Raw genomic sequence first — 25,475 nt, 5'->3', positions numbered from 1 at the left:
GTTCAGCCGGCGAGGTGCTTCTTGACCGCGGCGGCGACCCGGCCGCCCTCCGCGAGGCCCGCGACCTTCGGGTTCACGATCTTCATGACGGCGCCCATGGCCCGCGGCCCCTCGGCACCGGCGGCCCTGGCTTCGGCCACGGCCTGGGCGACGATCGCGTCCAGCTCGTCGTCGCCGAGCTGCTTGGGCAGGTACTCGGCGAGCAGCTCGCCCTCCGCCTTCTCGCGCTCGGCCTGCTCGGCGCGACCGCCCTGGGCGAAGGCGTCGGCCGCCTCACGGCGCTTCTTCGCCTCCTTGGTGATGACCTTCAGCACCTCGTCGTCGGAGAGCTCCCGCTTCTCCTTGCCCGAGACCTCCTCCTTGGTGATCGCGGCGAGCGTCAGCCGGAGCGTCGAGGAGCGGAGCTCGTCACGTGCCTTGATCGCGGTGTTGAGGTCGGCGTGCAGCTTCGACTTGAGCGTGGTGGTCATGGACCCGATTGTCGCAGGTGCCGCGGCGCCGGTGCCCCTCCATTTAGGGGAGACGGGGCGGGAGGGGGCCGGGCCGGACGGACCGGGCCACCGGGGGCGCGGCCCTCAAGGGGCGCTGGGGAGTGGGACATCCGGTGGATCTGACACGATGGAAGAATGCGCGCGCGATACGGAGTACCTCTGTCCATCGCGGCGGCTGGCGCCGCCGGTGTGTTGTACGCGGCGGGCTTCGAGGCCCGCTCCTTCCGCTTGAGGCGGGTGACGATCCCCGTCCTGCCGCCCGGGATGCGCCCGCTGCGTGTGCTCCAGGTCTCCGACATCCACATGGTCGGCGGGCAGCGCAAGAAGCAGCGCTGGCTGCGTTCGCTGGCGGGGCTGCGTCCCGACTTCGTGATCAACACCGGCGACAACCTGTCGGACCCGGAGGGCGTCCCGGAGGTCCTGGACGCGCTGGGCCCGCTGATGGAGTTCCCGGGCGCGTACGTCTTCGGGTCGAACGACTACTACGGGCCCAAGCTCCGCAACCCCGCCCGCTATCTGCTGGAGCGGGCGAACGGGCGGTTCGGGCTGAACGGCAACGCGCCCGCCACCGGCGTGATCCACAATCCGTGGGAGGACCTGCGGGAGGGTTTCGACACGGCGGGCTGGCTCAACCTGACGAACACGCGGGGGACGCTGAAGATCGAGGGCGCGTCGCTGGAGCTGACGGGGCTCGACGACCCGCACATCAAGCGGGACCGGTACGCGCAGGTCGCCGGTGGACCGTCGGGCACGGCGGACTTCTCGATGGGCGTGGTGCACGCGCCGTACCTGCGGGTCCTGGACTCCTTCACGTCCGACGGCTATCCCCTGGTCCTGGCCGGTCACACGCACGGCGGCCAGCTCTGCGTCCCCTTCTACGGGGCGCTGGTCACCAACTGCGACCTGGACACGGACCGGGTGAAGGGCCTGTCGACGCACCGCGCGGAGGGCAGGGAGTCGTACCTCCACGTGTCGGCGGGCTGCGGCACGAACAGGTACACCCCGGTCCGCTTCGCGTGCCCTCCGGAGGCGTCGCTGCTGACGTTGGTGGAGCGGGGATAGGGGGGCGGGGGTAGGGGGGCGGCTGGGCGCAGGGCGCAGGGCACCCGCTCAGCCCCAAGGCCGGGCCCGAATCCGGAACCGGACCCGGACTCGGACCCGGAGCTGAAACTGGAGCCGAGGTCAGGTGCCGTCCTTGGGCGGGTGCGGGGGCAATTTGTGCTGGCGCCCTGGTCGAGGCGCGGGGTGGCCCGTGCTGGAGGCCTGTCGGGGGCGGGGTGACCTGTGCTGGAAGCCTGTCGGGGGGCGGGATGACCCGTGCTGGAAGCCTGTCGGAGGCGGGGTGACCCGTGCTGGAGGACCTGGTCGGAGGGGCGAGGTGATCCGTTGCCGGAGGCTCGGGCGGGTGTGGGGCATCGCGGAATGAAGCCCCGGACGGATGTGGGACATCCCGCGCCGGAGGCCCGGTCGGGGGCGAGGTAACCCACACGGCGCACCCATATCGCCCATTTCACCCCTCCTGCTTAGCGTGAGGGGCATGACCGCCCCGATACCGAGGGACATCCCGGACATTCCCGCAGTTCCGGGCATCCCCGCGCTGCTGCCCCTGCCGGTTCCCGCGTCCGCGGTGATGGCGCCGGTGAGACGCCCCCTGACCGCCGTCTACCGTGCGCTGATCGCGTTCGTGGCGGTGGCGGGGGTGATGATCGTGCTGCTGCTCGGCAGCCCGGTCCGGGTCCTCACCTACTTCGAGGTTCAGTCGAACATCCTGCTGGCGATCGTCTTCGCGGCGGCGGCCCGACGGGACTGGTCGGCACGCCGCCCGCTCCCCTCGGCGCTGACCGGTGCGACGCTGCTCTACATCGTGATCACGGGGGCGGTGTACCACCTGCTCCTGGCGGACGGCGCGATCCCGTTCACGATGACGCCGGGATCGGGGCCGACGGGCTGGGCGTCCGCGGCGAACCAGATCCTGCACACGGTGACGCCGGCGGCGGCGCTGCTGGACTGGCTGCTCCTGACCCAGCCGGGCCGGCTGCGGATCCGGCAGGCGGCGCCGTGGATGCTGTACCCGCTGGCATACCTGGCCGTGTCGCTGACGCGAGGAGAACTGATCCTGCCGGGGACGCCGGGGCGCTACCTCTACCCGTTCCTGGACGTCGACCTGCACGGATACAAGAGCGTCCTGGCCAACGCCCTCCTCCTGGGCCTGGCCTTCTACGCCCTCGCGGTCCTGCTGATCGCCGCCGACCACGCCCGCCCGAAGCCGCTCCGCCACCACGGCAAAACCGGATTTCGTCTCTAGCCACCGGTGGGCTAAAGTAAACGACGTCGCAGAGAGACACAGCGACATCGGGGTGTGGCGCAGCTTGGTAGCGCGCTTCGTTCGGGACGAAGAGGTCGTGGGTTCAAATCCCGCCACCCCGACAGAGAAACACCAGATCAGCCAGACTACTCACATGAGTAGTCTGGCTGATCTGGTTTGTGCGTGTCTATCTGCGTGACTACCGGTTCCCGCGTATATACGGCCGCTGCGGATCAGCGCCGAAGATCCCGTCCATGACCACAGCGCCGGTCTGGATCACGGGCCGGATCTGCTTCCGGTAGACCTCTTCCGTGACGGCCGTGCCGGAGTGCCCGACAAGCCGGGAGATCTCTTCCAGCGGGACGCCCCGATCGGAGAGCAGCGACACGAAGCTGTGCCGGAGCTCCCGCGGCGTCCACTCGTCTCCGTCGATCCCGTCGACGTCCTTGAGCGCCTGGCGGAAGGCGCGGCGGACGTTGGCAGCGTCGAGCGGCTTGCCGACGGCCGAGGAGAAGACAAGGCCGTGTTCCTCCCACTTCTCGTCAGCGGCGAGCCGATCCCAGCCCTGATCTTCGAATTGCTGCCAGAGGGCTTCGACGCAGCGCGCCGGCAGGGCGAGGGTGCGCCGGGACCGCCGGGTCTTGGTGTCCCCGGTGCGCCGGACAGAGCGCCAGACGGCGATGTGGGGAGGCTGCGGCGGGTCCATGTCGGGACGGCCTTTCAGGAAGACGTGGTCCCAGGTGAGGGCGCGCAGTTCTTCAGTCCGGGCCCCGGTCAGCAGCGCGAGCACGATGTACGCGTGCATCGAGGTTCCCTCGGCACCCTTGAGTACGGCCTCAGCCTGGGAGAAGGTGAGCGCCTTGGACGGGCGCCCTGCCTGCCCTTGGGGTACCGAGCACAGCTCGACGACGTTGCGCTTCACCTTGTCCCGCGCCATGGCCCGCTTGACCGCACGGTTCAGGCAGGAGTGAAGGCCCTGAAGTGTGCGTGTGCTGAGCGTCTTCGCCTTGGTTGCCAGCCAACGGTCCACGTCCTCCGCGCTGAGGTCGCGGAGCTTGCGGGCGCCAAGTGATGGGATGACGTGTTTCTCGCTCAGGAGGGTTGTCGTCTCGACGGTGCTGGGGTCGAGGCCGGCGAGGCCGTAGGTCAGCCAGTCCGTCACCGCGTCTTTGACCGTGTAGTTGGTGGGTGCGATGGCAAGGCCGTCTTCGTGGTCCCGCAACACCTCCTTGAGCTTGTTCTTCGCCTCCGTCTTGGTCTTGCCACTCCCCCGCTTCACGATCCGCTTCCCGCTCGGGTCGAAGCCGAGGTTGGCCGTGGCGATCCACCGTTGTCTCTTCTCGTCCCAGTGCAGGCCGCCGTCACCGCGGCTACGGCGCGTCGTCATCAGGCAGCCCGCTCCATCTGCCCAGCGATGAACTCGCCGATAGCGGAAGCAGGGATGCGCCGACACCGGCCGATGGTGACCGAGCGCAGACGCCGGGTGCGGATCAGGTCATAGACCTTCGACCGACCGAGCTTGAGCCGCGCCATGACCTGTACCACGGTCAGCAGTTCGTCATCACGCTCGCGCATGCGTCGGTTCTCCTTCGGTTCCTGGGGCGGGTTCGAGGGTTTCGGCGAGCCAGGTTTCGGTGTCGGTGAGGCCGGTTCCGGCGTAGACCCAGTGGGCGAGGACGAGGGTCGTGTCCGAGGGCGCCTGGTCGTCGGTGACGGCTTGGGCTCGGCGCCACTCGGCGCGGGCCGTGCGGAGCGCACCGAGAGTCGTGGAGTAGCGGCGGGACTTGGTAGAGAAGTGGCCGCGGAAGCCGAGCATGTGAGCCCAGGCCCGCAACCGGAGGTCTGCCAGATCCTTGCGGGCACCGAGTGTCCAAGCGGTGCGGACCATGCGGCGGGCGTGGTCGCTGATGTCGAGTTGGGCGAGTTCGGCGAGGAACTTGAGGGGGCGGTCGAGGGCGCCTGTCGCTGTCTCGGCTCCCTTGGTGGCGTACTTGGCGATGTACGCGGCAACTGCCCGCTCGGTGAGTTCCTGGCCTCCTTCGAAGTCGGCGGATCGGATGGCGCGTACGTCGAGTTGGCGGCCGAAGGTGAAGGTGTGGGCGCGGTTGTCGATGACCGGGCCGTCCACCTGGGCGGCGGAGGCGGCGGTGCGGATGGCGTCGGTGAGGAGTTCGGCGGTGGCCCAGGCGGGCGGAGGGGTGTCGCTGCCCTCGGGCCCGTCGACGCGGATGACGGCGTGGAAGTGGACGGCGCCGCGTTTCTGGTATTCGGCGACCTTGGCGAAGGAGACGCGGGCGTAGTCGCGGAGGGCGCGTTGGGAGAGGCCGGCGCGCTTGGCGACCTCGCGGCGGAGGTAGATCGAGAAGCGTCGCCAGAGCAGGCCCGCGTGAGCGTTCCAGAGAACGGCTGCGTCGTAGTCGTAGGTGTCCGGGTCGAGCGGGGTACCGAGGGCGGCGTCGTCCTGGTCGTGGAGGGCGCCGCAGCGGCAGGGGCGGATCGTTCGAGCCGGGCCGGTCGGGCGGTTGTGGACCGGGCCGAAGCCAGGGGCGGTGAAGGTAGCGAAGACGCGCGGGTGGGAGGCGACGCGTTCGGGGACGCCCTTGCCACCGCGCAGGCCCGAGGTGATCAGGTGGAAGGTGTCTCGGCGGTAGACCTCTGCGCAAGCCTGGCAGCGGGTCGTGCGGCGGTTGTTGCAGCGGACCAGGAGGTGACCGGCCGGGAGGGCGGCGGAGTCGAGGTGGTGGAGGACCTTGCCGATCTCGCCCGTATCGGTGTTCAGCGCGTGTTCGGTGCGGTGGCCGTCGAGGCGGATCGGGTGGGTGCAGCCGCCGAGGCCTGAGAGCTGGCGCAGGAGTGCGGGCATGGTGCCGTGGGCGGCCAGTTCGCCGAGTTCGGACAGCGGGGGCGGGGTGGCGCGGGTGATGATGGTCTTCTCCTTCTGGCTTCGGTCAGGAGGGGTAGGGCCCCCGGGGCGGCGGATGCTTGGCGGTATCAGGGCCGCCCCGGGGGTCTGTTGTGCTGGTGGTGTCAGCGGCGGTGGGAGTCTCGGAGCATCGAACGCAGGACTAGGGCCGCGATGGCCACGGAGATGGCCGTGACGGCGACGGCGGCCAGGAGCGCGGTCAGGACGACGCCGCCGACGAGGACGGTCACGATCGCTCCGGTGCTGACGGAGATCTGTGGGACCGGCCGGTGAACAGGAGCCGGATCGGTCGGCGCGTGCGTGTGCGCGGACGGCGGGGTCGGGCTGTCGGGGTACTTGGGCAGGAACACGGCAGAACTCTCCTTGCCTACTCGTCTAGTTATGTGAGCCGTTGATGACGTCCACGCCGGAGCGCGTACCGGACTCGATGGCCGGGGCCATGAAGGTGTGCGAGAGCCAGAAGCCGAACAGGGCGATCACGACGACGATCCAGGTGCGGACGCCGAGGAACTTGACCGCTCCCCAGGCGAAAGCGCCGAGGACGAAGACGAGCGGCAGGCTGACGGTCACGGTGGATCGGTCCTTTCAGCGGACGGGGCAGCGGTGGGTGCGGGCGGCCAGCTCGGCGGCGGCGCGGCTGTCGTAGTCGGCGGAGAAGCCGCACCGCGGGGCCGTGCAGGCGGCGGTGTGCTTCTCACGGCCCCGGTTGTCGTAGGCCGTGCCGACCTGAACGGGGCCGATGCGGGTGACGGAGCGGAAGCGGCGGTTGGCGCTCATGTGGGTCTCCCTTCAGAGCTGTGCGGCGATGGCGTCGGCCATGGGCAGCGGAACGCCGAGACGGGCGCGCAGGGTCGTGGTGTCGATGGCCGTACCGGTGCGGGCGTGGTGTTCGGTGGCGACTTTGCGGGCGTGCTCGACCAGTGCGGCCGGGACGGGCACGGCGGGCGGAGAAAGCGCAGCGGGGACTGACTCGGTGACCGGTGGCGACGGGAGCGCCGGTACCGAATCGGGCGCGTCCTCCTGGTCGTCGATGTCCTCGGGCTCGTGGCGCTGTTCCTCGGTCGCGTCGTGCTGGGTCGGCGTACGCGTCGGCTTCGGCGTCGAGTGAGCGAGGAGAGTCCCGCCGAGGAAGCCGATCGCGGGCCAACCTGCGACGAGGATGCGGAGCCAGGCCGGCACATGGTCCATGTCGAGCAGTCCGGCGGTGGCGACGTTCGCTCCGAGGGAGGCGGCGAGCGCGATGGCGAACCAGCACCACCCGGCGGCTTTCGCGTCGCTGGTTCGCAGTCGGCGCCAAGCGGCGACGAGCAGCAGGTCGACCGAGACCGGGTAGGCCCACGCTTTCCACCCGTCCTGTCCGGCCGCGGAGGCGACGTCGTGCAGGTGGGCGAAGGACAGGGCTGCGGCGATGACGGCCTGGACGAGTACCGCGTCGACACGGGCCAGTTGGGCGCGCATGTCGCGGCTCCTTTCGGATTCAGACATGGGCGGGATAGGGAGGTGGCGCGAGGTGGTCACGCCGACCGGGAGGAGAGGGAGTGGCTCAGTCGGTCACAGGTCGTGACCGGACGGCCGGGGCCTTGGACTCGACCGGCGGCGGTACGGGTACGTCGTGCCGGAAGGGCTTGAGCGCGGGCAGGTCGGGGACCAGGTGAGCCGAGGCTCGGCAGGTCTCGGCCGCGTCGGCAAGCGAGAGGTACGGCGTGCGGATACGGGACCAGCCGCCGGAGGTGTCACCGGCCACAGCCAGGCCGGGCAGCTCAGGCGCGATGGCGCAGGCGGCCGAGACCGCTTCGGGGGCGATGTCGCCAAGTGCCATCTTGGAGGAGGCTTCGTCGTTGACGCGGTGGCAGACACGGCCGGTGAGCTGGGCCCGCAACATCGTGGCGCCCTTGCCGAGTTCGGCGCCGAAGCGCTGTCCGCAGACCTCCAGGTAGATGCCGGCCGCGCGGCCGAGCTGGGCGAGGCGGATGAGCTGGGTGACCATCTCGTCCCGCCGTTCCTCCTCCTTCTTCGTGGCGACGAGGAAGAGTTCCGCCACCTCATCGACGAGCAGCACAACGGGCACGGGGCGTTCGCGTTCGGGCAGGCCCCAGATGTCGGAGGTGATCTCCTCGTCCGGCGTGCTCGGCGCGATGCCCTGCCGGGACTTGATCAGGTCGTAGCGGTCCTCCATCTCCTGGATGAGCACAGGCAGCAGCTCGGCCGCCTGATCGGGGTCGGTGGCCAGCGCGGAGAGCCGGGCGGCGAAGGGCGCCAGCTCCACGCCGCGCTTGCAGTCGATGCCGACCAGGGCGACGGGCTGCCGGGCGAGTCCGGTGACGAGGTGGCGCAGGTACATGGATTTGCCCGACAGCGTGGCGCCGAGGGTGAGGCCGTGCGGAACGGTGCGGTAGTCGCGTACGAAGGGAGTGGAGTCCTCCCGCAGCGCGACGGGGATCTTCAGGAAGTCGGCTGTCGTCTTGCGCGGCATACGGACCTTGCGCAGTACGTCGAAGCCGACGAGCCGCAGTTCGACCACACCAGGCCTGACCGTGGTCACGTAGACGGCGTGAACTCCCCAGGCGTGCCGCAGCCGTTCGGCGGAGGCGGCGATGTCGGCGGGTTCCTGGCCCGGGGCGAGCCGCAGGCAGAGCCGGAGCCCGGTCGAGGTGGGGCGGATGAGGCCGCGACGCGGCGGGACGGGCCGGACCTCACGGCGGGTGGTGGCCTGGACCGCCAGGGCCCGGAGCCGGGAGGGCGCGACGGTCAGGCCGCAGGCTTCCATGACCGAGCCGTACGAGCTGAGCAACCGGGCCGTGGAGAGCGGCAGGCCAACCGTGGACCAGTAGACCCCGGGGTGGTGGGCCCGGGTGTAGGCGGCCCCACCGCCGAGTGCGGCGACAGGACCTCCCACCTCCAGAAGCGTCGTCAGGTCGGTCATCAGGCCGTGGCCCCCATGGCGGCCGGGAAGGCAGCCGGAGTGACGGCGGCGGCGCGGTAGGCGATGCCGTGCCGCTGCTGGCCGTTGAACACGCTCTCCCAGGGCCGGGCCACCAGGCCGGGCAGCGAGACCGGAGCGCCGAGTGTGAGGCCCTCGGACACCCCGCTCTCCGGGACGGTGACCTTGATCAGCGACGACTCCCCTTCCTCGATGTAGACGACGCCGATCGTCATCAGCGCCTCACCGCTGTTGATGTCCTTGGCGATCTCGCCGGTCTGACGGTCGCGGACCTTGGGCTCGGGAGCTTCGGTCAGGAGGATCGTCGCGGCCGAGGTCTCCACACGGATGGTGCGCAAGGTTTCTTCCCATCTACTCGTCTACACAAGCTGCATCCTTGGTGCCCGACGTCGCCGGGAACGGGATCACTCTGACACACGACTTGCCCACTCGTCTATACGAGTATGCGTGTCGGGGTGTACGAGTCCGGAGAAGTGGCCTCGCGCACCGCCGATCAGTTCGCCGGGAGCTGGTACGACAGCACGTAGGCGTCCGCCGCCATGACGGTGTCGCAGACCTCTACGGCCCGCTTCTCAGTGTCGTAGGCGGTGCGGATCAGGTGGATCACGGGCACGCCGGACGCGAGTTGCAGAGTCCGAACCTCGACGGGCGAGGGCATCCGGGCGCGGATCTCCTCCTCGAAGTGGTCGAGGTGGTGACCCAGTTCTTCGAGCCGGGCGTAGATACCGCCGGGGCCAGGGTTGGGCTCGGCGATCTGCGTGCCGCGGGCGATGTCGAGCGGCAGGTAGGAGGTGGCGAACTCGACCGGCTTCCCGTCGAGGAGATACCGACGCCGGCGGGCGAGCACCCTCCGCACGGAGCCGAGCCGGGTGGAGATGTCCTGGCTAGCCTTCTCCTCCTTCACCTCCAGGCTGTCGACCTGGGGATGGCTACCGGCCGCGTCCGCCTCCACGATGAACGCGGACTTGCCCTGCTCGCGATGGCGGCGGGCGAAGCGGTCGGAGGCGAGACGCCGTACGGGAGGCCGGGGCCGAACAAAGACGCCCTTGCCATGCTCGGCGTGTACCAGGCCCTCGCCCGTGAGGACGGAGAAGGAGTTGCGGACTGTCATCCGGGAAACCCCGTAGTGCTCGACGAGCTCAGCTTCAGAGGGGAGCTTTTCACCCTCCTTGAACCGCCCACGGTCGATGGCCTCGCGCAGCTGGTCTGCGATCTGCCGGAAGACCGCACGATCGCTCGTGGGGTCGAGATCACCGAGCACGCTCGGAAGTGACGTCACGTGTACTCCTTTAGGTATCTAGACGAGTGGGCGAGTGTTGTTGCTACGGTGGAGAGCCTAGCCATCTGAGAGGGCCGAGGAACGTGAGCACTGACCGTCCGCACTCTGTGAGCGTCGCCGGAGTCATCGTCGACGACCACGGACGCGCCCTCCTGATCAAGCGCCGCGACAACGGTAAGTGGGAACCTCCGGGTGGCGTCGTCGAACGGGACGAGACCCTCCCCGAGGCCCTTCAGCGCGAAGTCCTGGAAGAGACCGGCATCAAGATCGCGACCCCTGCCACACTCACCGGCGTCTACAAGAACATGACCGGGTTGATCGTCTCCCTGGTCTTCCGCTGCCAGGCCGCCGACGGCACACCCACCACCGGGGACGAGACCCGCGCACTTCACTGGGCCACCCGCGAAGAGGTATCCGAACTCGCCGACGAGGCATACGCGATCCGCGTCCTGGACGCACTCGACGCGGCATCCCCGCCGGCCATCCGCGCCCACGACGGCGTGAAACTCGTCTAGCCCGAACCCGCTGCACATGGCGGCCTACCAGCACGAAGGAACTTGTATGCACGAGTATACGAGCACTGCGCGGGTCTGGGGGCTCACTTGCCCAGGTTTTCCCGAGGAGGTCAGCCGGGCCCGCCGCTGGACACGCGACATCCTGCGAGGCTCACCCCTGGCCGAAGACGCCGAGCTGATCGTGAGCGAGCTGAGCGCCAACGCGATCCTCCACACCGCGAGTGGGCGAGAGGCCGGCGGCTTCCATCTGGCGTTGGCGATGTCTTCGCGCGTGGTCGCTCTGTCGGTGACGGACGGCGGAGGCGCCGGGACGGCTCCGAAGGTCGAGCACCGGGACCAGGAGGCGGAGCACGGCCGGGGACTGGGCATGGTCAGCGCGATCGCCCACCGGGTCGTGGTCCACGACAGCGACGGCGGTCACACGGTCACCGCGGAGCTCCTAACGGACGTACGACGAGGCGGTCACCCGTGCTGACCACGACGACTGCCCCGGGCTTCTGGTGCGAATGCTGGACCCGGCACCTGGACGACGGCCAGCCGCCAACACTCTTCGGCTCTTACGACGCGCGCACCGAGGTCGAGGCGAACAACTGGGTCTCCGAGATCCTGCGCACCATCTCACCGGCACTCGACACGGACACCTCAGAGGAGGCGTGGGAGCGGCTCTACGACCACCGCGTCAACACCCGCAGAGCCCTCCTACGCCGTGTGCCCTGGACGGTGTCTGTCACCCACGCCCGCACACTCATCAGCTGGACCGTCAGCCCCGTGACCTTCCTACCGTTGGCACACCGCAGGGCCGCAGAACTCCCTACATGCGCATACGACTTCACGCCCCACACACCCCGAACGACCGACTGAGTTACAACTTTCTCTACTGGTTCAAGCACCCGGCTGCGCTCCGCTCCGCCGGGCGGGCTTCCCGGCTCCGCTCGGGGCGCCGCTCCTGCCTTCGGCCCGCTCCGCCCCGCTGCGCCGACGCCCGCCCACTGTGGATAGGCCCGGAGGTCATGAGTCGAGCATCCGACACGCTCGCGGCTCACGGTCACAGACGATGCCTCCGGCGGGGGATCGGCCGGCACCGGGTGGGAGGGGGCGCCGTTCCCGGCCGCGGGCACATCGTGGCGAGCGTTGGGGGCTCCCATCCCGTCCACCGTCGACCCAGGCAGAGCCGAGCAGACGCGGCCCATGGCGTCCAGGTCGTTCGTACAGTGGCGCGCTCCACCTGGACGCCATGAACCACGCCCGCTCCACGGTGTGTGGGTCGACGGCGGACGGGATGGGAGCTGAGGTTGGGTGTGGTGCGGTAGGGCTACCGCAGCGGTTCCCCAGATTCCGTGAACTGGAATTCACACGCTAAAGAATCTCTAGGTTCGACCTGTGCGCGTCACGGGCCCACTGATTTCGCTAACGATTGGCGATGATCAATGAGATCAGGACCAAGCCAATTAGGCCAACGCGCAGTGCTCGGATTGCACGGTTAGTCCACAGGTATTTCCTGTTTGCGACGAGAGAGTTTGCGTGAACCTGAAGTGCGATGTGATCGGTGATCTCTCGCTCGTTCCCTGTTAGTGCTGCCAGTACCTGTGAATACGTTGGCGCATCGTGCTCGTATACACGCTTGACGTCGCCGTAGAACAGCAGGTTAGTAGGGCTGCGCTCGGCCTCAGCCTGCGCAGGCTCTGGCTCGCTTTCGTTAGTTGGCACACGCCGCCCAGCCCACAAGCTGCGCAACTTCGCGCGCGCCGCGCCACTCAGAGGAGGTTTAAGCTGAGGAGCCAGAGCCGCCATGGCAAACAGTCCGGCCAGGAAGATGGCCAGACCGGTAACGCACGCAACGAGGTCGAGTGCGATTCCGGGGTTGCTCTGGTCCTTGAGTAGGTTGTAGGCGACCCCTCCGGCGACTCCAGCAGCAGCCAAGGTTGCAACGCTTTTAGTCTCAGCGTGTTTCACCCAATCGTTGACTAGGCCTAGCGCCTTCCATGCGTGCTCCGGCTGGAGAGCGCCCGGAGCAGGGGTGCCTTGCTCGGGCTCCTCACTCGCTGAGGTTTCTGGCATCACGAGGTGAACCCAGAACGTCGTGCTCGGAGCGCCTCGCGCTCCTGTTGAGCCTTCGACCAGATCGCTTCACGCATTCGCGATGCGGCGGCTGCCTTCTTCAAGTGATCGACGTCGTTGCGCTTCTTCTCGCCACGCAGGACGGCTGCGCAGTACTCCTCCCCATGGACCGCGCACCAAGAGGAATGCAGTACACGCCCCTGAGATTCCGGATCTCCGTCAGGGAGCCGATCGATCGTGTGGTCCACCCAGAGAGTGTCGGACGGACCCTCGCCGCAAGGGCACGTGTAGGCGAGATAGTCGTTCCTCTCGACGCGGTCCCACACGCTGCCGGTAACGGCCATTAGATGCCGATCGACCGACTGGGCGGCTTTGGCCGCAAAGTTGACCGCCTTGCCCGCCCAGACTGGTTCTTGCTGATTGATATTGCGCGGCGTGCCGACCCGCTTGGCTAGGAGACGGCTGGAGGCAACGCCGACTTTATATCCCGTGCTTGGCAATTGGGGATCGTGCGGCCACCGGGCTTCAAGCCGCCTCACCAAGTCGGAACTAAAACGCAGTACGGTGATCCCGGTAGTCAAGGCACGCTCATACCGGCGTTCCCCCCAGAAAAGCGCAAAAGCGCCGTCACCTTGAATGGCCAGGAAGTCGGCCTCGAACTTGTCGAAAATTCTGACGACTCCGCCCGTGCTGGCCTCGTAGATGCTGGCGGTGCTCGCAGCCCACTTTCCGGTACCCAACTTCGTGGAGCCCTTCAAGTCCGCAACGACGGCGACCGCGTCAGTTACCTTGTGCCATCTCCGAGCGCTGATGGGCAAGGCCGACACGTCAAGGTCGTGCCCCTTGTCCACCACGTCCGGGGTGGACGCGAACTCGTCCTTCGCCTTCTGGTCGAGCTCTTTGAGTAGATCTTCGAGATTGACGTCAGTCACGGACGACCCCTCCCACTTGGTGCTACGGCTTCCAAGGTAAGGGAGAGGTGTGACAAGACGAGGCCAAAGAGACAGAACGCGAGTCCTGCTGACATCTACAGATGGCATCAGCGGCGTCAAAGGAGGCACCTCTGTGAGGCCCCGCACGTCCGCTGCAACCCCCCGCGAGCCCCACGGGGGTGTCCTTGGCGTGAACTACTCGGGCAGTGAAGCCGTCGGACAGGTCCAGGTGGACCGGCGAGCCCGGATGGGTCGGGGACCAGCCTCTCCGGAGGGCCCACGTGATGGTGGCGGCGACGTCCGAGGGCAGCACCGGGACGACAGGCTCTCCGACCCAGTTGCTGGCGTGCGGCTGGTTCGTGGTGACGACGAGGGTCGTCCCAGGGGTATCTGCATGCTCCACCGCGTACGTACAGGGTGACCAGCAAAGCCCCTGGCTGTACGTCGGCCGGCCGCGCAGGTGCCAGCGGTACGTCGTGCCGTCGACGACGATGCGGCGTGAACCCTTGCGGCCGATTGCCATGGCGAGCCCCCATCCCCTGAACTGGCCGCGATGCTAGCTGGTCAGAGCATGGCTGAGCCGGGACTTTCGGGCCTTCCCTGGGCCGTCCGAGGCCGCTCGACAGTGACCAGCAGCGACCGACAGCGACAGGTGTCCAGGGCGACGACCCCAGGTCACCGCGTTCCATCTGCGACACTGGTACAGCCATGCCTAAGCCCGGAGAACTGAGCTCCGAGAGCCGGATAGTGATCCGCCTGCCTTCCTGCTCGGACCCGTGCCAGAACCATGCCAGGTTGGCCGGGGAACCACGGGGAGTGGCGGGCACGAAGTCGCCTGTGCCGAGGCGCCATTAGAGCACTTTGCCGCAGGTCAGACGCCCAACTCCCCCTAGATCAAACGAGCTTCCTAAGCATGTGTTCACTCGGTGCGCTCTAGACCTTCCCGAACTGCCGGTTCTAACATTCGAGGTCGACCACAGAGGGATTTGGGGGAATCGTGACGGACTTTCATGCTGAGGCGATCAAGGTGTACGAGACGACACGCAGCAGCGATACCCGAGGCATCATCTCGGCCCTGTTGCACCTAGCCGAGACGATGGCCCCGGCAGTCCCCAGCAGTCCGGGGGGCGGCACCTCGCTGAGCTGGCAGGGGCCGGCCCTCGCCTACGTCCAGGGCAATCGGCACCAGAAAATGAGCGTTGACCATCTGGCCAAGTGGCTGACTCAGCAAGGCTTCGACGTGGACAAAGACGCTGTCAGTCGCGGCATGTGGGAACTTCACGGGGCGGGCCGCGTGGGGGTCCACACTGGCGGGGACCAGCCAGTGTTCTCCGCCGTCCCCGAGCGTCGGTGACGACATCTACTCCTGAACAGCGATTCCACCGAAGCCAGTGCGTGTCTAACTGCGTGACAACCGCGACGCACAGCCGCGAACAACCGTGGACGTCAGCGGACCATCAGCGCAGGTGACAGGCCGAGTAGCCCAAGGACAGGGAGCGGCCAGAGTTGCTTCGGGACGAAGAGGTCGTGGGTTCAAATCCCGCCACCCCGACAGCCAAAACAGCAGGTCAGGCCCGGTACTGAGGAATCAGTATCGGGCCTGATTTGCGTTCGGGGGCCAATTTGGGAGCCGTTTGGGAGCCGACTTCGGGATCGGGCTCCCCCAGCCGACCGCCTGGCGACAACCGCAGGGCAACAGATCCTTCGGACGGAAACTCGGGCTCACTGTCAGTGGCCCCGTCTAGCCTTGAACCAGCACCGTCCTAAAGGAGGCCGGATTGGCCGGGTTCAAGATCGACAAGCGCGCGATCGCGAAGATGCAGAAGGAGATCGTCAAGGAGTTCGAGCGGGCCAACCGTAAGCACCCCGTACGCATCCCCGTCGAGGTCGACCCGCCGTCCATGGGCATGCTCACCCTCGCGAGTGCCAGCGGCCTCGAAAGCGATCCGCAGCTGTCCCGCTTGTTGCTCTGGCTGTACGAGTCGGTCCAGCAGAATCCGAGCCACTACGTAGACGTGCAGGTCTTCGCGCGGAGCGAAGGTCTGCCGGAAGACGATAGCGACACCATGGCGCTGCAACTCGAGAAGCTCGGGCTCGTCAAGATCGCGCGAAGTCTCGCCGGCGGACTCTCCGAGGTGTTCCCCACGGACGACGGCCTCCTGGAAGCGCGCCGCCTGCTCGCTCTGCGCACCGACACAGTCGAACGCTTCGGGCACGCCTGCGATGTGTTGTTGCGCTGGGTCCTACGCGTGGGCGGACGGCAAGCCTCGGTTCCGGCGCTGGCCTTCCTGGACGACCCGCTGTGCAGCTTCGCCGGGGACCCCCTGACCGAAGTAGAAGTTCTCAGCGCGCTCGACTACCTGCGTGAGCACGCTCTTGTGGAGCGAGTGGTCTCAGACGCCGAGGTCGCAGTCCTGATCACGGCACAAGGCACTCGCTGCGTACTCGCTGGAGGCACCGTGAATGACTTTCTGAGCCGTCAACCGACCGGCGGCGACACCTACAACATCAGCGACTCCCACGGCTTCGTTGCCGGCTCGCAGCAGCATGTCGTACAGAACAACTCCTTCGGCCTGGACGCATCCAAGCTCGCCGAGTTCGCCCAACAGGTACGGCAGTTCGCGCCGAGCCTGGGCGTCACCGAGGAGGAGCAGAGCCAGTTGATTCTGGACGCAGAGGTTCTGGAAGAAGCTGCCGCCTCCGACGAGGCCGAACCGGGGCGTGTGCGGGCCGCATTTGATCGACTGAACGCGACCCTCACCGCAATCGGTACGGCTACCCCTGGACTGACCATGCTCCTCGGGGCTGGACAGAGCGCATACCAGGCAGTGTTCGGCGCCTGAAGTACTGGGAGCCAATCATCCAGTCATCAGGCGGCCGCCGACCGACTGAGACGGGCGACGTCGAATGCGCTGCGGTCCGCTCTGTCCCCGCAGCAAACGCTGCGGGGACAGAGCGGAGCTATCGGAGTGCTACCGCTCGTGCGCGCAGAAGATCGTTGAGCGCGTACACCGGCGACGTGGGGCACATCGCGAGACGGGCATCGAGTGCCGCTTCCCACTGCTGGGTCAGGCCAGCAACGAGACGTCGGCGCATGCCGACGGTGACGTGGGCATAGCGTGCCGAGACCGAGCCGTCGATGTGGCCCATGCGTTCGTCCATGAGGACCTTCTCGGTGCCGAGGTCCTCCATGATCGTGCGGTGGGTGTGGCGCAGACCGTGAGGTGTGAGGCTCTTGGCGATCGGGAGCCAGCAGGCGTCTGCCCGAGCGGCGGCGCCTCGGCCTCGGGCTGGGATGCCTGGCCACGGCTCGCCGAGGATGGGCACCGGGCGGGCCTCCTGGGGTGCCTTCCTCGGGTACCAGCCGGAGACCGCCGGAGTGAACAGCCAGGTGGCGAAGCCGTTGCGGCGCCAGTGGGCTGCGTGCTCCGACGGGGCACCGCCTCGAAGGAACCCGAGATCTGCAATGGCGAGTTCGACCCGTACGCGGGTGGCCTCGCGTACACGGTCGGGGTGGTTGAGGACGTTGGAGACCGTGCCCGTGGAGACCTCGGCACGGCGGGCCACATCGACGAGCTTGGCGCCCTGGTGACCACCGGTACGAGCTGTGCCCTGGCCTCGGAAGACGTACGTCCGGCCGTGGCAGGGGCAGGGCGTCGGCTTGGTGCGGGCGATGTGGTTGAAGACCAGGGCGGAGAGCCAGTCCGTCGAGTCGATGGTGCGGTAGCTGTCGTCCTTGGGCGGGCAGCGAACCAGCTCGCCGGTGTCCAACTCGTACAGCTGCCACTCGACTCGGAAGGCGGCAGGGCGCACGAACGCTGTTTCCAGGCCGACAATTTCGCCCCAGCGTTTGCCGGTGTAGCCCTTGAGGACCGTGGCGACGAACTCGTCGTCGCGACCGGAGAGCAGGGCTGCCCGTTCGGCGGTGAGCAGGATGCCGAGCGCATCGGTGACAACCTTCTCCGGGCCGCGGTCGCGGGAGCGGCCGGCGCGCTTGCCGCGCCCGCGCCGCCGGACGGCAGGGTTGGACGTGAGCAGGCCCTCGTCGATCGCGTCCTCGAAGATCAGGTGGAGCGTGGAGCGCCAGGTCTTGACGCTGGAGGCCGCGTATACGGCCCGTTCCTTTTTCTCCCACAGCTCGACGTCCGCGCGCAGGACGCCTGCGAGCGCCTTGTCCTCGAAGTCGGGGAGCAGGTGCTCCTCGATGTGGCGCTTGTAGTTCTGCATGGTCGACGCGGCCAGGTCCTGAGCGGCGTACCAGCGGTTCGCGTACTCGCCGAAGGTCTCCTGGCCGAGTGCCGGGTCCCGCCAGTCGCCGCGCCGGTACTTGTTCTCGGCCTCGCTCGCGGCGCGCTGGGCCTCGCCCTTGGTGGCGAATTTGATCGGCTTGCCATCCTCACCGACGACGGTGAGGTGCTTGCCGGGCGCGATCTTGTAGCGGGCGCGCCAGTAGTTTCCGCGCTTCTCGCCGAAACCCATCTACCCCTCCCCTTCTCCGTCGTCGTGCTAGGCCGCGGTCCCGAACTGGCTCTGGCGGGCTCGGCGTGGTGGCCGGGCCCGCAAGTGAGCCTTGGCAGCGGCGGACTGAGAAGGAGGTTGGGGAGCAGGGGGCTTGGGGGCAGGAGGCGTTGCCGCCTGCTTCTGCGGGAGCGCGGGGCGGGCCTCGTGCAGGCGGATGATCTCCGCGAGGTGCTCGCCGGTGAAGCGGTAGGCGCGGCCGACGCGCGTGAATGGGATTAGGCGCCGACGGGCGCGGTCCTTGACCCACCAGGCGGAGCAGCCGAGGACAGCAGCGACTTCCTCGGGGACGTACAGACGAGGCAGGGCAGCCTCGGCGCGCAAGGTCGTTGCGGAGGCAGGGGATATTGCGGGTTGGCGCAAGGAGTGAGCCCTCTTCAGGTCATGGCAGGCGTAGGCGCGGCAACGCCGACCTGCCGGTCGATCGCTAGGGATGAAGGTTGAGATGCCCGTGCCGGGGGTTTGCGGGCCCAGGACGGGAATGGGAGCGGGACGCTATGCCTCGCCGGTGGAGCTGGGGGCGCCGTGTCCGCTGGGCGGAGGACCGTGCATCTTCAGCATGGTCTTGCTGGCCTCCTCCGCGATGGCGCTCTGGACCATGAGGTCGGCCTCCTCGCGGACATCGGGGTACTCGGCGAGGTAGGCGTCGAGCGCTTCGCGCGCCTCCGTGAAGGCCATGTTGGCTCTCTGCGTCGCGCGGAACGCGTCCACGACCTCGTCGATGAGTTCCATGGCGCGAGCCTTGGCCGCCAGCTGGGGCGGCCCGACGAGGTTGCGCAGGTCGATGCCCAGAACCTCGGCAAAGCCGATGGCGTCGTCGAGGTTGATGCGGCGCTTGCCGTTTTCGATGCGCCAGACCGCGGACGGGTTCATCTCGAAGCCGGCCTCGTTGAGCCGGTCGGACAGGGCGTTGGTGCTCCAGCCGCGCGCTTCGCGCTCCACCCTGATGCGGGTCGCAACGTTCGCCTCGCCGCTGAGCAGGACGCCCTCGGACGGTTCTTCCTCCGCCATCAGCACCCCCTTCCGTTCGTAGCGATGCACTGCGGTTTGCAGCGCAGCCTAAACAGTAGCATCGATACTGCGAGATGCAAAATACTTCTGCAATCTGCAATTCGTGTGGCATAGTGGTGGCATCCACATCACTGACCTCAGGAGCCCCACGCGAGCGCACGTCACATGAAAGAAGCCCCCGGCGATGCCGGGGGCTCAAGCGCAAACCTCTCAACCGCCATCCCTAGCGATCAACCTGCGGAGTCCGGGATTGCCGTCCCATATGGCCCGCGAGCAGAGGAGCTGATGCCCAGTATGACCGATCCCCAGCCGAGTACGCCATCCCTTCCCGACCGCTCCGGCACATCGTGGCCCCCGGTCGCCGTGCCCGGCCAGCCGTCCGGCGCTGCTGCGCCTCCGGCAGAAGAGGACCGCGACGACTTCGCCTCGCCCACGCCGCTGCCCGAGGGGGCGCAGATCCTGGACGACCTGCGGGCACAGCTGAAGCGGTATGTGGCGATGCCGAGCGAGGAGACCGTCACGGCGGTGGCCTTGTGGATTGCGGCGACACATCTGCAGCGTGCGTGGCAGCACGCGCCGCGTCTGGCAATCGTCGCGCCGGAGAAGCGGTGCGGTAAGTCCCGCCTGCTGGACGTGGTGACCGAGACGGTGCACAACCGACTGATCACAGTCAACGCCAGTGCGGCGGCGATCTTCCGGTCGATCGACGGGGACGACCCGCCGACCCTATTGGTCGACGAGGCCGACACCATGTTCAGCACCACCAAGGCCGCGGAGAAGAACGAGGAGGTCCGCGGCTTGATCAACGCTGGGCACCAGCGTGGCCGCCCGACTCTTCGGGTGTCCGGGCACGAGCACCAGGTGCAGGAGTTCCCTACCTTCGCCATGGCCGCGCTCGCCGGGATCGGCGACCTGCCCGACACCATCATGGACCGCGCGGTGGTCATCCGGATGCGACGCCGTGCGGCGGGCGAGAAGGTTGCCTCCTTCCGCACCGGCCGTGACACCCCCGCCCTGAACGCGCTCCGTGATCGCCTCCATGCCTGGCTCCAACCGCTGTACGTACAGGCCATGGAGATGGAGCCGCCCATGCCGGTCGAGGACCGCGCAGCGGACACCTGGGAACCGCTGGTCATCACCGCCGACCTCGCCGGAGGCGACTGGCCCGCGCTCGCCCGCACCGCCTGCCGCACCATGGCCGACTACGAGGCCGGCCAGGACGAGGAAGGCGGCCTGCGTACCCGCCTCCTGGTCGGCATCCGCCGCGCCTTCGCCGCCGTCAGCGACCCTGCCGTGCTCAGCACGAAGCAGCTGCTGGAGTCCCTCAACGCGGACAAGGAAGCTCCCTGGGCGGAGTACGGCGTCAACGGCCTGACTCCGCGCGGCCTGCAGCTGCTCCTCAAGCCCTACGGCATCGGTTCTGCCAATCGCCGCTTCCCCGACGGCACCCAGGCCAAGGGCTTCGCCCGCAACCAATTCCTCGACACGTGGGCGCGCTACTGCCCCGAGCCGAAGCCGGTGGACGGGCCCGCCCAGAGAGCGGACGAGCCGCTGCCCGGCACCGCCGCCTGACCCGACTCCACTCGCATCACTCGTCCCCGCGCAGGTCAGCGCAGGGACGAGTGAACACCCCGCAACGAGTCGAGTCGACATCACCGCGCCACTCGTACCTGCCCTGACCAGGCACGCGACGAGTGGTACGACACATCACGCCGTACGGCGGCCACGCGTTGTCCTCCCCCGCGCCGAGGCCGCCACGCGCCAAGCTCACCCGGAGTATCCCGCTTGCTCGCTCGCGTCATCGCCCGCCTCCGCCCAACTGAGTCGCGACCTCGCCCTGCCACCGATCCTGGAGAGGCTCGCCGCGCACGCGCCCGCACCACGCTCGTCCTCGGCCTGGTGGCCGTCGTACTCATGGCCTTCCGCGTCTCGTGGAACGCACTGTCCGACGTGGCCCGCGCCATCGGCGCCGATTCCACCGCTGCACTGCTCTACCCGATCGTGGTCGACGGGCTGATGGCCCTCGCGCTCATCGCCACGCTCGTACTGACCGGCCCCGATCGGAAGTTCGCGCTTCGGGTCCTGGCGACGTACACCCTCGCCAGCCTCCTGCTGAACTACGTGCACGGCCTCATACCGGCCTTGCACAGCGAGTCGATCCGGTGGGGCCGACTGGCCGACTGGGACCCTGCGAACTGGGCCCTCGTACTCCTGGCCACCTCGCTCCCAGTCGGGTCGATCTACTTCGGGTCCGACCTCGTGGCGAAGGTGCTGCACCACACCCCAGAGTCGGCCGACTCCGCCGCAGTAGCCCCTGGCCCGTCGGCCGACGAACACGCTGATGAGTCGGCCGTCCAGATCACGGGCACGCAAGCCTCCGAGTCGGCGCCTGACCTGGCCGAATCGGATCCCGAAGGGGCTCGCGATGCGGCGCCCGTGAAGGAGCCGACCGAGGGCGACGAGTCGGCCTCCACGGCCCGATCAACCCGATCGGTCACCGTGGCGGAGTCGACCGGAACCCTCCGCCGGCCGGCGACCGGTCGGGTACCCGTCGCGGCCAAGCCGACTGCCGACCGCCTCCGCACCGAGGCCGAAGTCCTTGAGGAGGCACGGATCCTGACCGCCTCCTGGAGCGACGACTCGCTGACCGCCGAGCGTCTGCGCAACGAACTACGCGTCGGCCAGAACCGCGCCCGTGCCGTGCGCGACCAACTTCGGGCCGAGCGCTCCAGCCTGCCCGAGCCCGTCACGTACGACAGCCCCGAGGGCGAACCTCTCGGCGTACTCGACGGCGACGCCCCACAGCAGCAGAGGAAGCCCGCTACGGCCCCGTCCGGCACGGCCTGACCCAGCGTTCGCGCTGGCCGCCCTTGTGCCTCCCCGTGTCGACGAGCGCGAGGAGGCACGGGGCCCGACTACAGCGCCCCCCATCCCCCAGCACCCCACGGAGATCCAGCCCATGCACGACCCGCACAACGAAATACCGCTCCACCAGCAGGAGATGACCGACGGCCTCAACAGCGCAGCAAGTTGTCGGGTAAGGAGTCCTTACCCGACCTCCGCCCCACAGGGGGCGGAGGCGTCCGGCGCCGAGGCGACACCGGAGTCGGCCGGCCCGGGGGTGCCAGCCGAGATGGGGGCCAGCAAGTCCTCGCCGAGCACTCCGCAGAAGCCCGTCCAGCGCCGCCGTCTGCGCGACAAGCAGTTCCGCAAGCACCGCTTCCATCCGCGTTACAACGACGACGAGTTCGCCCTCGTGAAGCAGGCTGCTGCCCTGAGCGGCATGGCGCCTGGTGGCTATGTGGCCGAGTGCTCGCTCGCCGCTGCCCGCTCCGCTGATCCCACCGCAGCCGTCGCCGACTACCGCGCCATGATCAAGGCACTCATGGCTGCCAACGGCAAGCTCGGCCAGATCGGCAACAACCTCAACCAGCTCACCTGGCACCTCCACAAGGACGGCGCCTGGCCTCACCCGGCCACCGTCCAGCAACTCCTGGACCGCGTCGATGCGTCGGTCGCCGAGCTGGACACCGTCATCGCTCAGGTCGCTGAGGGGCGGTGATCAGGTGATACCCAAGATCATCCTCAGCTCGGGCCCAGCAGCCACGCGCCGCACGATCGGCTACCTCTTCGGCAAAGGCCGGGCGAACGAGCACATCGACCCGCACCTCGTGGCCTCCTGGAACAGCTTCGCCCCCGACCCCGGCCGCAGCCCCCATCGCGCCCCCAAGGAAGTGATGGCCCAGCTCGTCGCGCAACTCGACCAGCCCGTGAAGATGCTGGGCGACAAGGCGCCCAGGGACACCGTGTGGCATTGCCCCGTGCGCGCCGCACCCGAGGACCCGATCCTCACCGACGCCCAATGGGCTGACATCGCCCGCCGGATCGTGGCCGCCGCCGGCATCGCCCCCGACGGAGACGAAGAAGCCTGCCGCTGGGTCGCCGTCCGCCACGCCGACGACCACATCCACATCGCCGCCACTCTCGTACGACAGGACGGCCGACGCCCCGAACGCGGCTACGACCAGCGTGCCGTCCAACGCGCGGCCCGCAAGATAGAAGTCGACTACGGGCTCAGGCGGTTGAAGCAGGGCGACGGCACCGGCGCCAAGCGCCCCACCAGCAAGGAGCACTTCAAGGCCAAGCGCCTGGGACAGGACGCCGCTACTCGTGATGTCCTCCGTCTGCGAGTGCGCCGCGCGGTTGCCGCCGCAGCTGACGAGGCCGAGTTCTTCGCCCTGCTGGAGGCGACGGGCGTGACCGTACGCCTCAAGCTCGGCCCCTCCGGCGACGCACTCGGCTGCAACTTCGCCCTGCCCGCCGACACGAACGACAAGGGCGAGCCGGTCTTCTACTCGGGGTCCGCGCTCGCCCCCGACCTATCCTTGCCCAAGATCCGCAAAAGCCTCGCCACCACCAGCCCCGATCCCGTGACGGCCCCGCCGGCCGATCCGTGGCGCCAGGCGACAGCCGCCGCCGAACGCGTCCCCCACCACCTCATCCACAGCGACGACCCCACCGCCCAGGGCCAGCTGGTCGCGCTCGGCGCGACACTGGACATCCTGTCGTTCACCGCACCGGCCGCAGTCAGGGCTGAGCTGGAACAGGTCGCATCCGCCTTCGAGCGCGCCACCCGCTCCCGCATCGCGGCCGACCTGGACAGCTCCCGCGTCCTGCGCCGCAGCGTTCAAGCGATCTGGCGCGAGAAGCCCGCGGACGGTGACGGAATCGGGTTCACGATGCTCCTGGACGCCGTGCTCACGGCGGTGGCGTTCGCGATGCACTGGCACCGCACGCACCAGCACGCACAACAGGAAGCAGCAGCCGAGCAAGCCCTTGTCCACCTGCAGATCGCGTACGCGCAGGCAGCCGAGCCGGTCGTGGCGGGCCTCGCGCAACGGGCTCCCAGCCTCCAGATGAAGCAGCGCTTCGCCCGCCACCTCCAGCAGGCGGTCCCCGATCGCGCCGAGCGCATCCTGGGCGACCCCGCCTGGGACGCGCTCACAGCCGTGCTCGCCGAAGCAGAGGCCGCCGGGCACAACGCAGACGCGCTTCTCGACCAAGCGCTCGACCAGCGCACCTTGTATGACGCCCGCAGCCCCGCACGTGCACTGACCTGGCGCGTCCGGCGTCTGGGCGAGCGTCACGCCCCCAGCCCCCGGGCCCAGGCGGCAAGGGCTCGCAGTGCCGCACACGGCTACGCCGGCTCGACCAGCCCAAACCGCTCGACGCCCGCCGCACCCCTACAACCGCGGACGCCATCGCGCCGACGCTGACCAAGGAGCGCGCAACATAGCCGACGATCGCCGATTACCCAAACCGGCGATTGTCCGGAGTATTTGGGCCTCACCCCCCGAACTCCGAAAGGAACCCCTGCATGCCCTCGCCCGAAATCCGACCGCACATCGTCACCCTCCTGTGCCGCGCTGACTTCAAGCTCCGGTCCGACACCAAGACGTGGAGCGACCGCTCCGGACGCCCGTTCACCGAGGCAGAGCAGGCAACAGCTCTCTCCGCCACCAAGGACGAATTCGAGGAGTTCGGCGCGCAGCACCAGCGCTACATGGAGTACCTGCGCACGAAGGAGGACAGCCCCGACACCCTCCAGACCTTCCTCGCCCCGTTCATGGAACGGCTCACCGAGAAGAACCTCGGCAATGCGGTCGAGCTGATGACCAGCGATGATAGGGCCGAACTCGACCGCATCCTCCGCCTCGTGATCGAACCGGCTCTCCCGTTCACCCCGTACACCTTCTGAAAGGCGTCACGGACACGGCGGCGCTGATCAGGCCCGCGGGGACAGCCCGGGAGTGAGCAGTTCCAGCGCTTCCTCCCAGCGGTAGCGGTCGGCCCCTCCGCCGGCCTTCGGCTGGTGGGGCTCGTACGAGCCGATCAGGACGCCCATCTCGCGCAGCACGTCGAGGCTGCGCGCGTACGCGGGATGGGCGGCCTGGGCTCGGTTCAGGTGAGGCATGACCGCGATGGGGATGCCCCTGCCGTGCGCCTCGCACAGAATGCCCAGCGCCAAGGTGTCCGAGATCCCTGCCGCCCACTTGTTGATCGTGTTGAAGGTGGCCGGCGCCACCGCGATGGCATCGGAAGGAGGCAGCGGGCGCGGGTCACCGGGCATCCGCCATGCTGAGCGGATCGGGTAGCCGGTCTGTGCCTCGACCGCCTCGGCGTCTATGAAGCCGAGGCCCTGCGGGGTGGCGACGACGCCGACGTCCCAGTTCGCCTCCTGGGCCGCGGTGATCAGCTTGCCCACGTCGCCGGCGATCCCGGACGCGCACACGACCACGTACAGGAAGGGCTTCTTCTGGCTCGGCTCGGTCTGCTGGTCTGGCTGATCACTCACGCGGGGACTCCCAGTTGGCGACTGAAGCGGTGCAGTTCAGGCAGCGTACGGCGGGGGTCGAGCGCGGCCATGTCGGCCACCAACTCCTGGATGGCCGGGCGGCGGATGTCCTTCTATGTCCAGTGCGGACACGGGGGCGCGTACGCC

The 25,475-nt window shown here is 68.4% G+C and carries 29 protein-coding genes, 1 tRNA gene and 2 pseudogenes; 13 read left to right on the top strand and 19 right to left on the bottom strand.

Annotated elements, in window-relative coordinates; all coding sequences use genetic code 11:
* Positions 1 to 2 precede the first annotated feature (2 nt).
* The gene (locus tag GA0115242_RS39260; RefSeq protein WP_093836429.1) at positions 3 to 470 is read right to left on the bottom strand and encodes a GatB/YqeY domain-containing protein; all 468 of its coding nucleotides are present in this window, start codon (positions 468 to 470) and stop codon (positions 3 to 5) included.
* A 156-nt stretch (positions 471 to 626) separates the two neighbouring features.
* On the opposite strand from GA0115242_RS39260, the gene GA0115242_RS39255 reads away from it, so the two are divergent.
* From GA0115242_RS39255 to GA0115242_RS39245, 3 genes are all read left to right on the top strand, one after another.
* Positions 627 to 1,553: a metallophosphoesterase gene (locus tag GA0115242_RS39255; protein ID WP_093836428.1), complete on the top strand. Its 927-nt coding sequence runs from the start codon at positions 627 to 629 to the stop codon at positions 1,551 to 1,553.
* A gap of 475 nt (positions 1,554 to 2,028) precedes the next feature.
* Positions 2,029 to 2,796, top strand: coding sequence for a Pr6Pr family membrane protein (locus GA0115242_RS39250; protein ID WP_093836427.1), 768 nt, complete (start codon positions 2,029 to 2,031; stop codon positions 2,794 to 2,796).
* Between the two features lie 48 nt (positions 2,797 to 2,844).
* Positions 2,845 to 2,918 (top strand) — tRNA-Pro (locus GA0115242_RS39245).
* A gap of 77 nt (positions 2,919 to 2,995) precedes the next feature.
* On the opposite strand, the gene xerC is transcribed toward GA0115242_RS39245, so the two are convergent.
* The 10 genes from xerC to GA0115242_RS39195 form a co-directional block, all read right to left on the bottom strand.
* Positions 2,996 to 4,183: a site-specific integrase gene (gene xerC, locus GA0115242_RS39240; protein WP_093836426.1), complete on the bottom strand. Its 1,188-nt coding sequence runs from the start codon at positions 4,181 to 4,183 to the stop codon at positions 2,996 to 2,998.
* Complete coding sequence (locus GA0115242_RS39235; protein ID WP_093836425.1) at positions 4,183 to 4,371, bottom strand: helix-turn-helix domain-containing protein; 189 nt, start codon at positions 4,369 to 4,371, stop codon at positions 4,183 to 4,185. The genes xerC and GA0115242_RS39235 overlap by 1 nt, the downstream gene beginning before the upstream one ends.
* A complete protein-coding gene (locus tag GA0115242_RS39230) occupies positions 4,358 to 5,659 on the bottom strand; it encodes a replication initiator (RefSeq protein WP_093836424.1) in 1,302 nt (433 codons plus the stop codon). The genes GA0115242_RS39235 and GA0115242_RS39230 overlap by 14 nt, the downstream gene beginning before the upstream one ends.
* 164 nt (positions 5,660 to 5,823) lie before the next feature.
* Positions 5,824 to 6,069, bottom strand: coding sequence for a SpdD protein (locus GA0115242_RS39225; protein ID WP_093836423.1), 246 nt, complete (start codon positions 6,067 to 6,069; stop codon positions 5,824 to 5,826).
* A 25-nt stretch (positions 6,070 to 6,094) separates the two neighbouring features.
* Positions 6,095 to 6,289 carry a hypothetical protein gene (locus GA0115242_RS39220; protein WP_093836422.1) on the bottom strand — a complete coding sequence of 65 codons (195 nt, stop codon included), beginning with the start codon at positions 6,287 to 6,289 and terminating at the stop codon, positions 6,095 to 6,097.
* 15 nt (positions 6,290 to 6,304) lie between these two features.
* Positions 6,305 to 6,496 carry a mobile element transfer protein gene (locus GA0115242_RS39215; protein WP_093836421.1) on the bottom strand — a complete coding sequence of 64 codons (192 nt, stop codon included), beginning with the start codon at positions 6,494 to 6,496 and terminating at the stop codon, positions 6,305 to 6,307.
* Positions 6,497 to 6,508: 12 nt separating this feature from the next.
* Positions 6,509 to 7,177 carry a DUF2637 domain-containing protein gene (locus GA0115242_RS39210; RefSeq protein WP_093836420.1) on the bottom strand — a complete coding sequence of 223 codons (669 nt, stop codon included), beginning with the start codon at positions 7,175 to 7,177 and terminating at the stop codon, positions 6,509 to 6,511.
* Positions 7,178 to 7,262: 85 nt separating this feature from the next.
* Positions 7,263 to 8,642, bottom strand: coding sequence for an FtsK/SpoIIIE domain-containing protein (locus tag GA0115242_RS39205; RefSeq protein ID WP_093836419.1), 1,380 nt, complete (start codon positions 8,640 to 8,642; stop codon positions 7,263 to 7,265).
* The gene (locus GA0115242_RS39200) at positions 8,642 to 8,998 is read right to left on the bottom strand and encodes an SCO3933 family regulatory protein (protein WP_093836418.1); all 357 of its coding nucleotides are present in this window, start codon (positions 8,996 to 8,998) and stop codon (positions 8,642 to 8,644) included. The genes GA0115242_RS39205 and GA0115242_RS39200 overlap by 1 nt, the downstream gene beginning before the upstream one ends.
* Positions 8,999 to 9,153: 155 nt before the next feature.
* Positions 9,154 to 9,939, bottom strand: a complete 786-nt coding sequence (locus GA0115242_RS39195) for a GntR family transcriptional regulator (protein ID WP_093836417.1) — start codon at positions 9,937 to 9,939, stop codon at positions 9,154 to 9,156.
* A gap of 107 nt (positions 9,940 to 10,046) precedes the next feature.
* Between GA0115242_RS39195 and GA0115242_RS39190 the strand changes: the two genes are divergently transcribed.
* From GA0115242_RS39190 to GA0115242_RS39180, 3 genes are read left to right on the top strand one after another with little or no spacing between them, the layout of a single operon-like run.
* Positions 10,047 to 10,454, top strand: coding sequence for an NUDIX hydrolase (locus GA0115242_RS39190; protein WP_093836416.1), 408 nt, complete (start codon positions 10,047 to 10,049; stop codon positions 10,452 to 10,454).
* Between the two features lie 46 nt (positions 10,455 to 10,500).
* Complete coding sequence (locus GA0115242_RS39185; RefSeq protein ID WP_093836415.1) at positions 10,501 to 10,929, top strand: ATP-binding protein; 429 nt, start codon at positions 10,501 to 10,503, stop codon at positions 10,927 to 10,929.
* On the top strand, positions 10,923 to 11,315 hold the full coding sequence (locus tag GA0115242_RS39180) for a hypothetical protein (protein WP_093836414.1): 393 nt from the start codon (positions 10,923 to 10,925) through the stop codon (positions 11,313 to 11,315). The genes GA0115242_RS39185 and GA0115242_RS39180 overlap by 7 nt, the downstream gene beginning before the upstream one ends.
* Before the next feature lie 546 nt (positions 11,316 to 11,861).
* On the opposite strand, the gene GA0115242_RS40470 is transcribed toward GA0115242_RS39180, so the two are convergent.
* The 3 genes and pseudogenes from GA0115242_RS40470 to GA0115242_RS42240 all read right to left on the bottom strand — a co-directional run.
* The gene (locus GA0115242_RS40470) at positions 11,862 to 12,407 is read right to left on the bottom strand and encodes a Pycsar system effector family protein (protein ID WP_141721931.1); all 546 of its coding nucleotides are present in this window, start codon (positions 12,405 to 12,407) and stop codon (positions 11,862 to 11,864) included.
* 104 nt (positions 12,408 to 12,511) lie between these two features.
* On the bottom strand, positions 12,512 to 13,444 hold the full coding sequence (locus GA0115242_RS39175; protein WP_093836413.1) for a hypothetical protein: 933 nt from the start codon (positions 13,442 to 13,444) through the stop codon (positions 12,512 to 12,514).
* Between the two features lie 208 nt (positions 13,445 to 13,652).
* Positions 13,653 to 13,967 (bottom strand): annotated as a pseudogene (locus GA0115242_RS42240) (hypothetical protein); the annotation flags it as partial.
* A gap of 474 nt (positions 13,968 to 14,441) precedes the next feature.
* On the opposite strand from GA0115242_RS42240, the gene GA0115242_RS39165 reads away from it, so the two are divergent.
* Complete coding sequence (locus tag GA0115242_RS39165) at positions 14,442 to 14,798, top strand: hypothetical protein (RefSeq protein WP_093836412.1); 357 nt, start codon at positions 14,442 to 14,444, stop codon at positions 14,796 to 14,798.
* Between the two features lie 424 nt (positions 14,799 to 15,222).
* A complete protein-coding gene (locus GA0115242_RS39160) occupies positions 15,223 to 16,287 on the top strand; it encodes a hypothetical protein (RefSeq protein ID WP_093836411.1) in 1,065 nt (354 codons plus the stop codon).
* 118 nt (positions 16,288 to 16,405) lie between these two features.
* On the opposite strand, the gene GA0115242_RS39155 is transcribed toward GA0115242_RS39160, so the two are convergent.
* From GA0115242_RS39155 to GA0115242_RS39145, 3 genes are all read right to left on the bottom strand, one after another.
* Entirely contained in the window at positions 16,406 to 17,923 is a 1,518-nt protein-coding gene (locus GA0115242_RS39155; protein ID WP_093836410.1) for a LacI family DNA-binding transcriptional regulator, read from the bottom strand.
* 27 nt (positions 17,924 to 17,950) lie between these two features.
* Positions 17,951 to 18,325, bottom strand: coding sequence for a helix-turn-helix domain-containing protein (locus tag GA0115242_RS42235; RefSeq protein ID WP_370672356.1), 375 nt, complete (start codon positions 18,323 to 18,325; stop codon positions 17,951 to 17,953).
* A gap of 132 nt (positions 18,326 to 18,457) precedes the next feature.
* The gene (locus tag GA0115242_RS39145; RefSeq protein WP_176730011.1) at positions 18,458 to 18,973 is read right to left on the bottom strand and encodes a helix-turn-helix domain-containing protein; all 516 of its coding nucleotides are present in this window, start codon (positions 18,971 to 18,973) and stop codon (positions 18,458 to 18,460) included.
* 294 nt (positions 18,974 to 19,267) lie between these two features.
* On the opposite strand from GA0115242_RS39145, the gene GA0115242_RS39140 reads away from it, so the two are divergent.
* The 5 genes from GA0115242_RS39140 to GA0115242_RS39120 all read left to right on the top strand — a co-directional run bounded on the left by GA0115242_RS39140 (position 19,268) and on the right by GA0115242_RS39120 (position 24,731).
* The gene (locus GA0115242_RS39140) at positions 19,268 to 20,545 is read left to right on the top strand and encodes a DUF3631 domain-containing protein (RefSeq protein WP_176730010.1); all 1,278 of its coding nucleotides are present in this window, start codon (positions 19,268 to 19,270) and stop codon (positions 20,543 to 20,545) included.
* A gap of 342 nt (positions 20,546 to 20,887) precedes the next feature.
* A complete protein-coding gene (locus GA0115242_RS39135; protein WP_237549580.1) occupies positions 20,888 to 21,820 on the top strand; it encodes a DUF2637 domain-containing protein in 933 nt (310 codons plus the stop codon).
* A 286-nt stretch (positions 21,821 to 22,106) separates the two neighbouring features.
* Positions 22,107 to 22,535 carry a plasmid mobilization protein gene (locus GA0115242_RS39130; protein ID WP_176730009.1) on the top strand — a complete coding sequence of 143 codons (429 nt, stop codon included), beginning with the start codon at positions 22,107 to 22,109 and terminating at the stop codon, positions 22,533 to 22,535.
* Between the two features lie 4 nt (positions 22,536 to 22,539).
* Positions 22,540 to 24,249 carry a relaxase/mobilization nuclease domain-containing protein gene (locus tag GA0115242_RS39125; protein ID WP_093836407.1) on the top strand — a complete coding sequence of 570 codons (1,710 nt, stop codon included), beginning with the start codon at positions 22,540 to 22,542 and terminating at the stop codon, positions 24,247 to 24,249.
* A 101-nt stretch (positions 24,250 to 24,350) separates the two neighbouring features.
* Positions 24,351 to 24,731 carry a hypothetical protein gene (locus tag GA0115242_RS39120; RefSeq protein ID WP_093836406.1) on the top strand — a complete coding sequence of 127 codons (381 nt, stop codon included), beginning with the start codon at positions 24,351 to 24,353 and terminating at the stop codon, positions 24,729 to 24,731.
* A 27-nt stretch (positions 24,732 to 24,758) separates the two neighbouring features.
* Here GA0115242_RS39120 and GA0115242_RS39115 read toward each other — a convergent pair whose 3' ends face one another.
* Positions 24,759 to 25,328 (bottom strand): flavoprotein, encoded by a 570-nt coding sequence (locus tag GA0115242_RS39115; protein WP_093836405.1) that lies wholly within the window; start codon positions 25,326 to 25,328, stop codon positions 24,759 to 24,761.
* Positions 25,325 to 25,441 (bottom strand): annotated as a pseudogene (locus tag GA0115242_RS42230) (heavy metal transporter CzcB); the annotation flags it as partial. The gene GA0115242_RS39115 and the pseudogene GA0115242_RS42230, both read right to left, overlap by 4 nt.
* Positions 25,442 to 25,475: the final 34 nt, after the last annotated feature.

Source organism: Streptomyces sp. SolWspMP-5a-2 (assembly GCF_900091845.1).
Lineage (GTDB): Bacteria > Actinomycetota > Actinomycetes > Streptomycetales > Streptomycetaceae > Streptomyces > Streptomyces doudnae.
Note: the sequence above shows the minus strand (reverse complement) of the source record. Positions and strands in the feature narration are given on the sequence as shown.

Bases quoted from the DNA above. Each gene is read 5' to 3' on its own strand.
- GA0115242_RS39185 (WP_093836415.1), top strand. From the start codon at position 10,501: ATGCACGAGTATACGAGCACTGCGCGGGTCTGGGGGCTCACTTGCCCA.
- GA0115242_RS39205 (WP_093836419.1), bottom strand. From the start codon at position 8,642: ATGACCGACCTGACGACGCTTCTGGAGGTGGGAGGTCCTGTCGCCGCA.
- GA0115242_RS39210 (WP_093836420.1), bottom strand. From the start codon at position 7,177: ATGCGCGCCCAACTGGCCCGTGTCGACGCGGTACTCGTCCAGGCCGTC.
- GA0115242_RS39145 (WP_176730011.1), bottom strand. From the start codon at position 18,973: ATGGCGGAGGAAGAACCGTCCGAGGGCGTCCTGCTCAGCGGCGAGGCG.
- xerC (WP_093836426.1), bottom strand. From the start codon at position 4,183: ATGACGACGCGCCGTAGCCGCGGTGACGGCGGCCTGCACTGGGACGAG.
- GA0115242_RS39120 (WP_093836406.1), top strand. From the start codon at position 24,351: ATGCCCTCGCCCGAAATCCGACCGCACATCGTCACCCTCCTGTGCCGC.
- GA0115242_RS39255 (WP_093836428.1), top strand. From the start codon at position 627: ATGCGCGCGCGATACGGAGTACCTCTGTCCATCGCGGCGGCTGGCGCC.
- GA0115242_RS39130 (WP_176730009.1), top strand. From the start codon at position 22,107: ATGGGGGCCAGCAAGTCCTCGCCGAGCACTCCGCAGAAGCCCGTCCAG.
- GA0115242_RS39140 (WP_176730010.1), top strand. From the start codon at position 19,268: ATGACCGATCCCCAGCCGAGTACGCCATCCCTTCCCGACCGCTCCGGC.
- GA0115242_RS39215 (WP_093836421.1), bottom strand. From the start codon at position 6,496: ATGAGCGCCAACCGCCGCTTCCGCTCCGTCACCCGCATCGGCCCCGTT.
- GA0115242_RS39235 (WP_093836425.1), bottom strand. From the start codon at position 4,371: ATGCGCGAGCGTGATGACGAACTGCTGACCGTGGTACAGGTCATGGCG.
- GA0115242_RS39135 (WP_237549580.1), top strand. From the start codon at position 20,888: ATGGCCTTCCGCGTCTCGTGGAACGCACTGTCCGACGTGGCCCGCGCC.
- GA0115242_RS39230 (WP_093836424.1), bottom strand. From the start codon at position 5,659: ATGCCCGCACTCCTGCGCCAGCTCTCAGGCCTCGGCGGCTGCACCCAC.
- GA0115242_RS39260 (WP_093836429.1), bottom strand. From the start codon at position 470: ATGACCACCACGCTCAAGTCGAAGCTGCACGCCGACCTCAACACCGCG.
- GA0115242_RS39250 (WP_093836427.1), top strand. From the start codon at position 2,029: ATGACCGCCCCGATACCGAGGGACATCCCGGACATTCCCGCAGTTCCG.
- GA0115242_RS39155 (WP_093836410.1), bottom strand. From the start codon at position 17,923: ATGGGTTTCGGCGAGAAGCGCGGAAACTACTGGCGCGCCCGCTACAAG.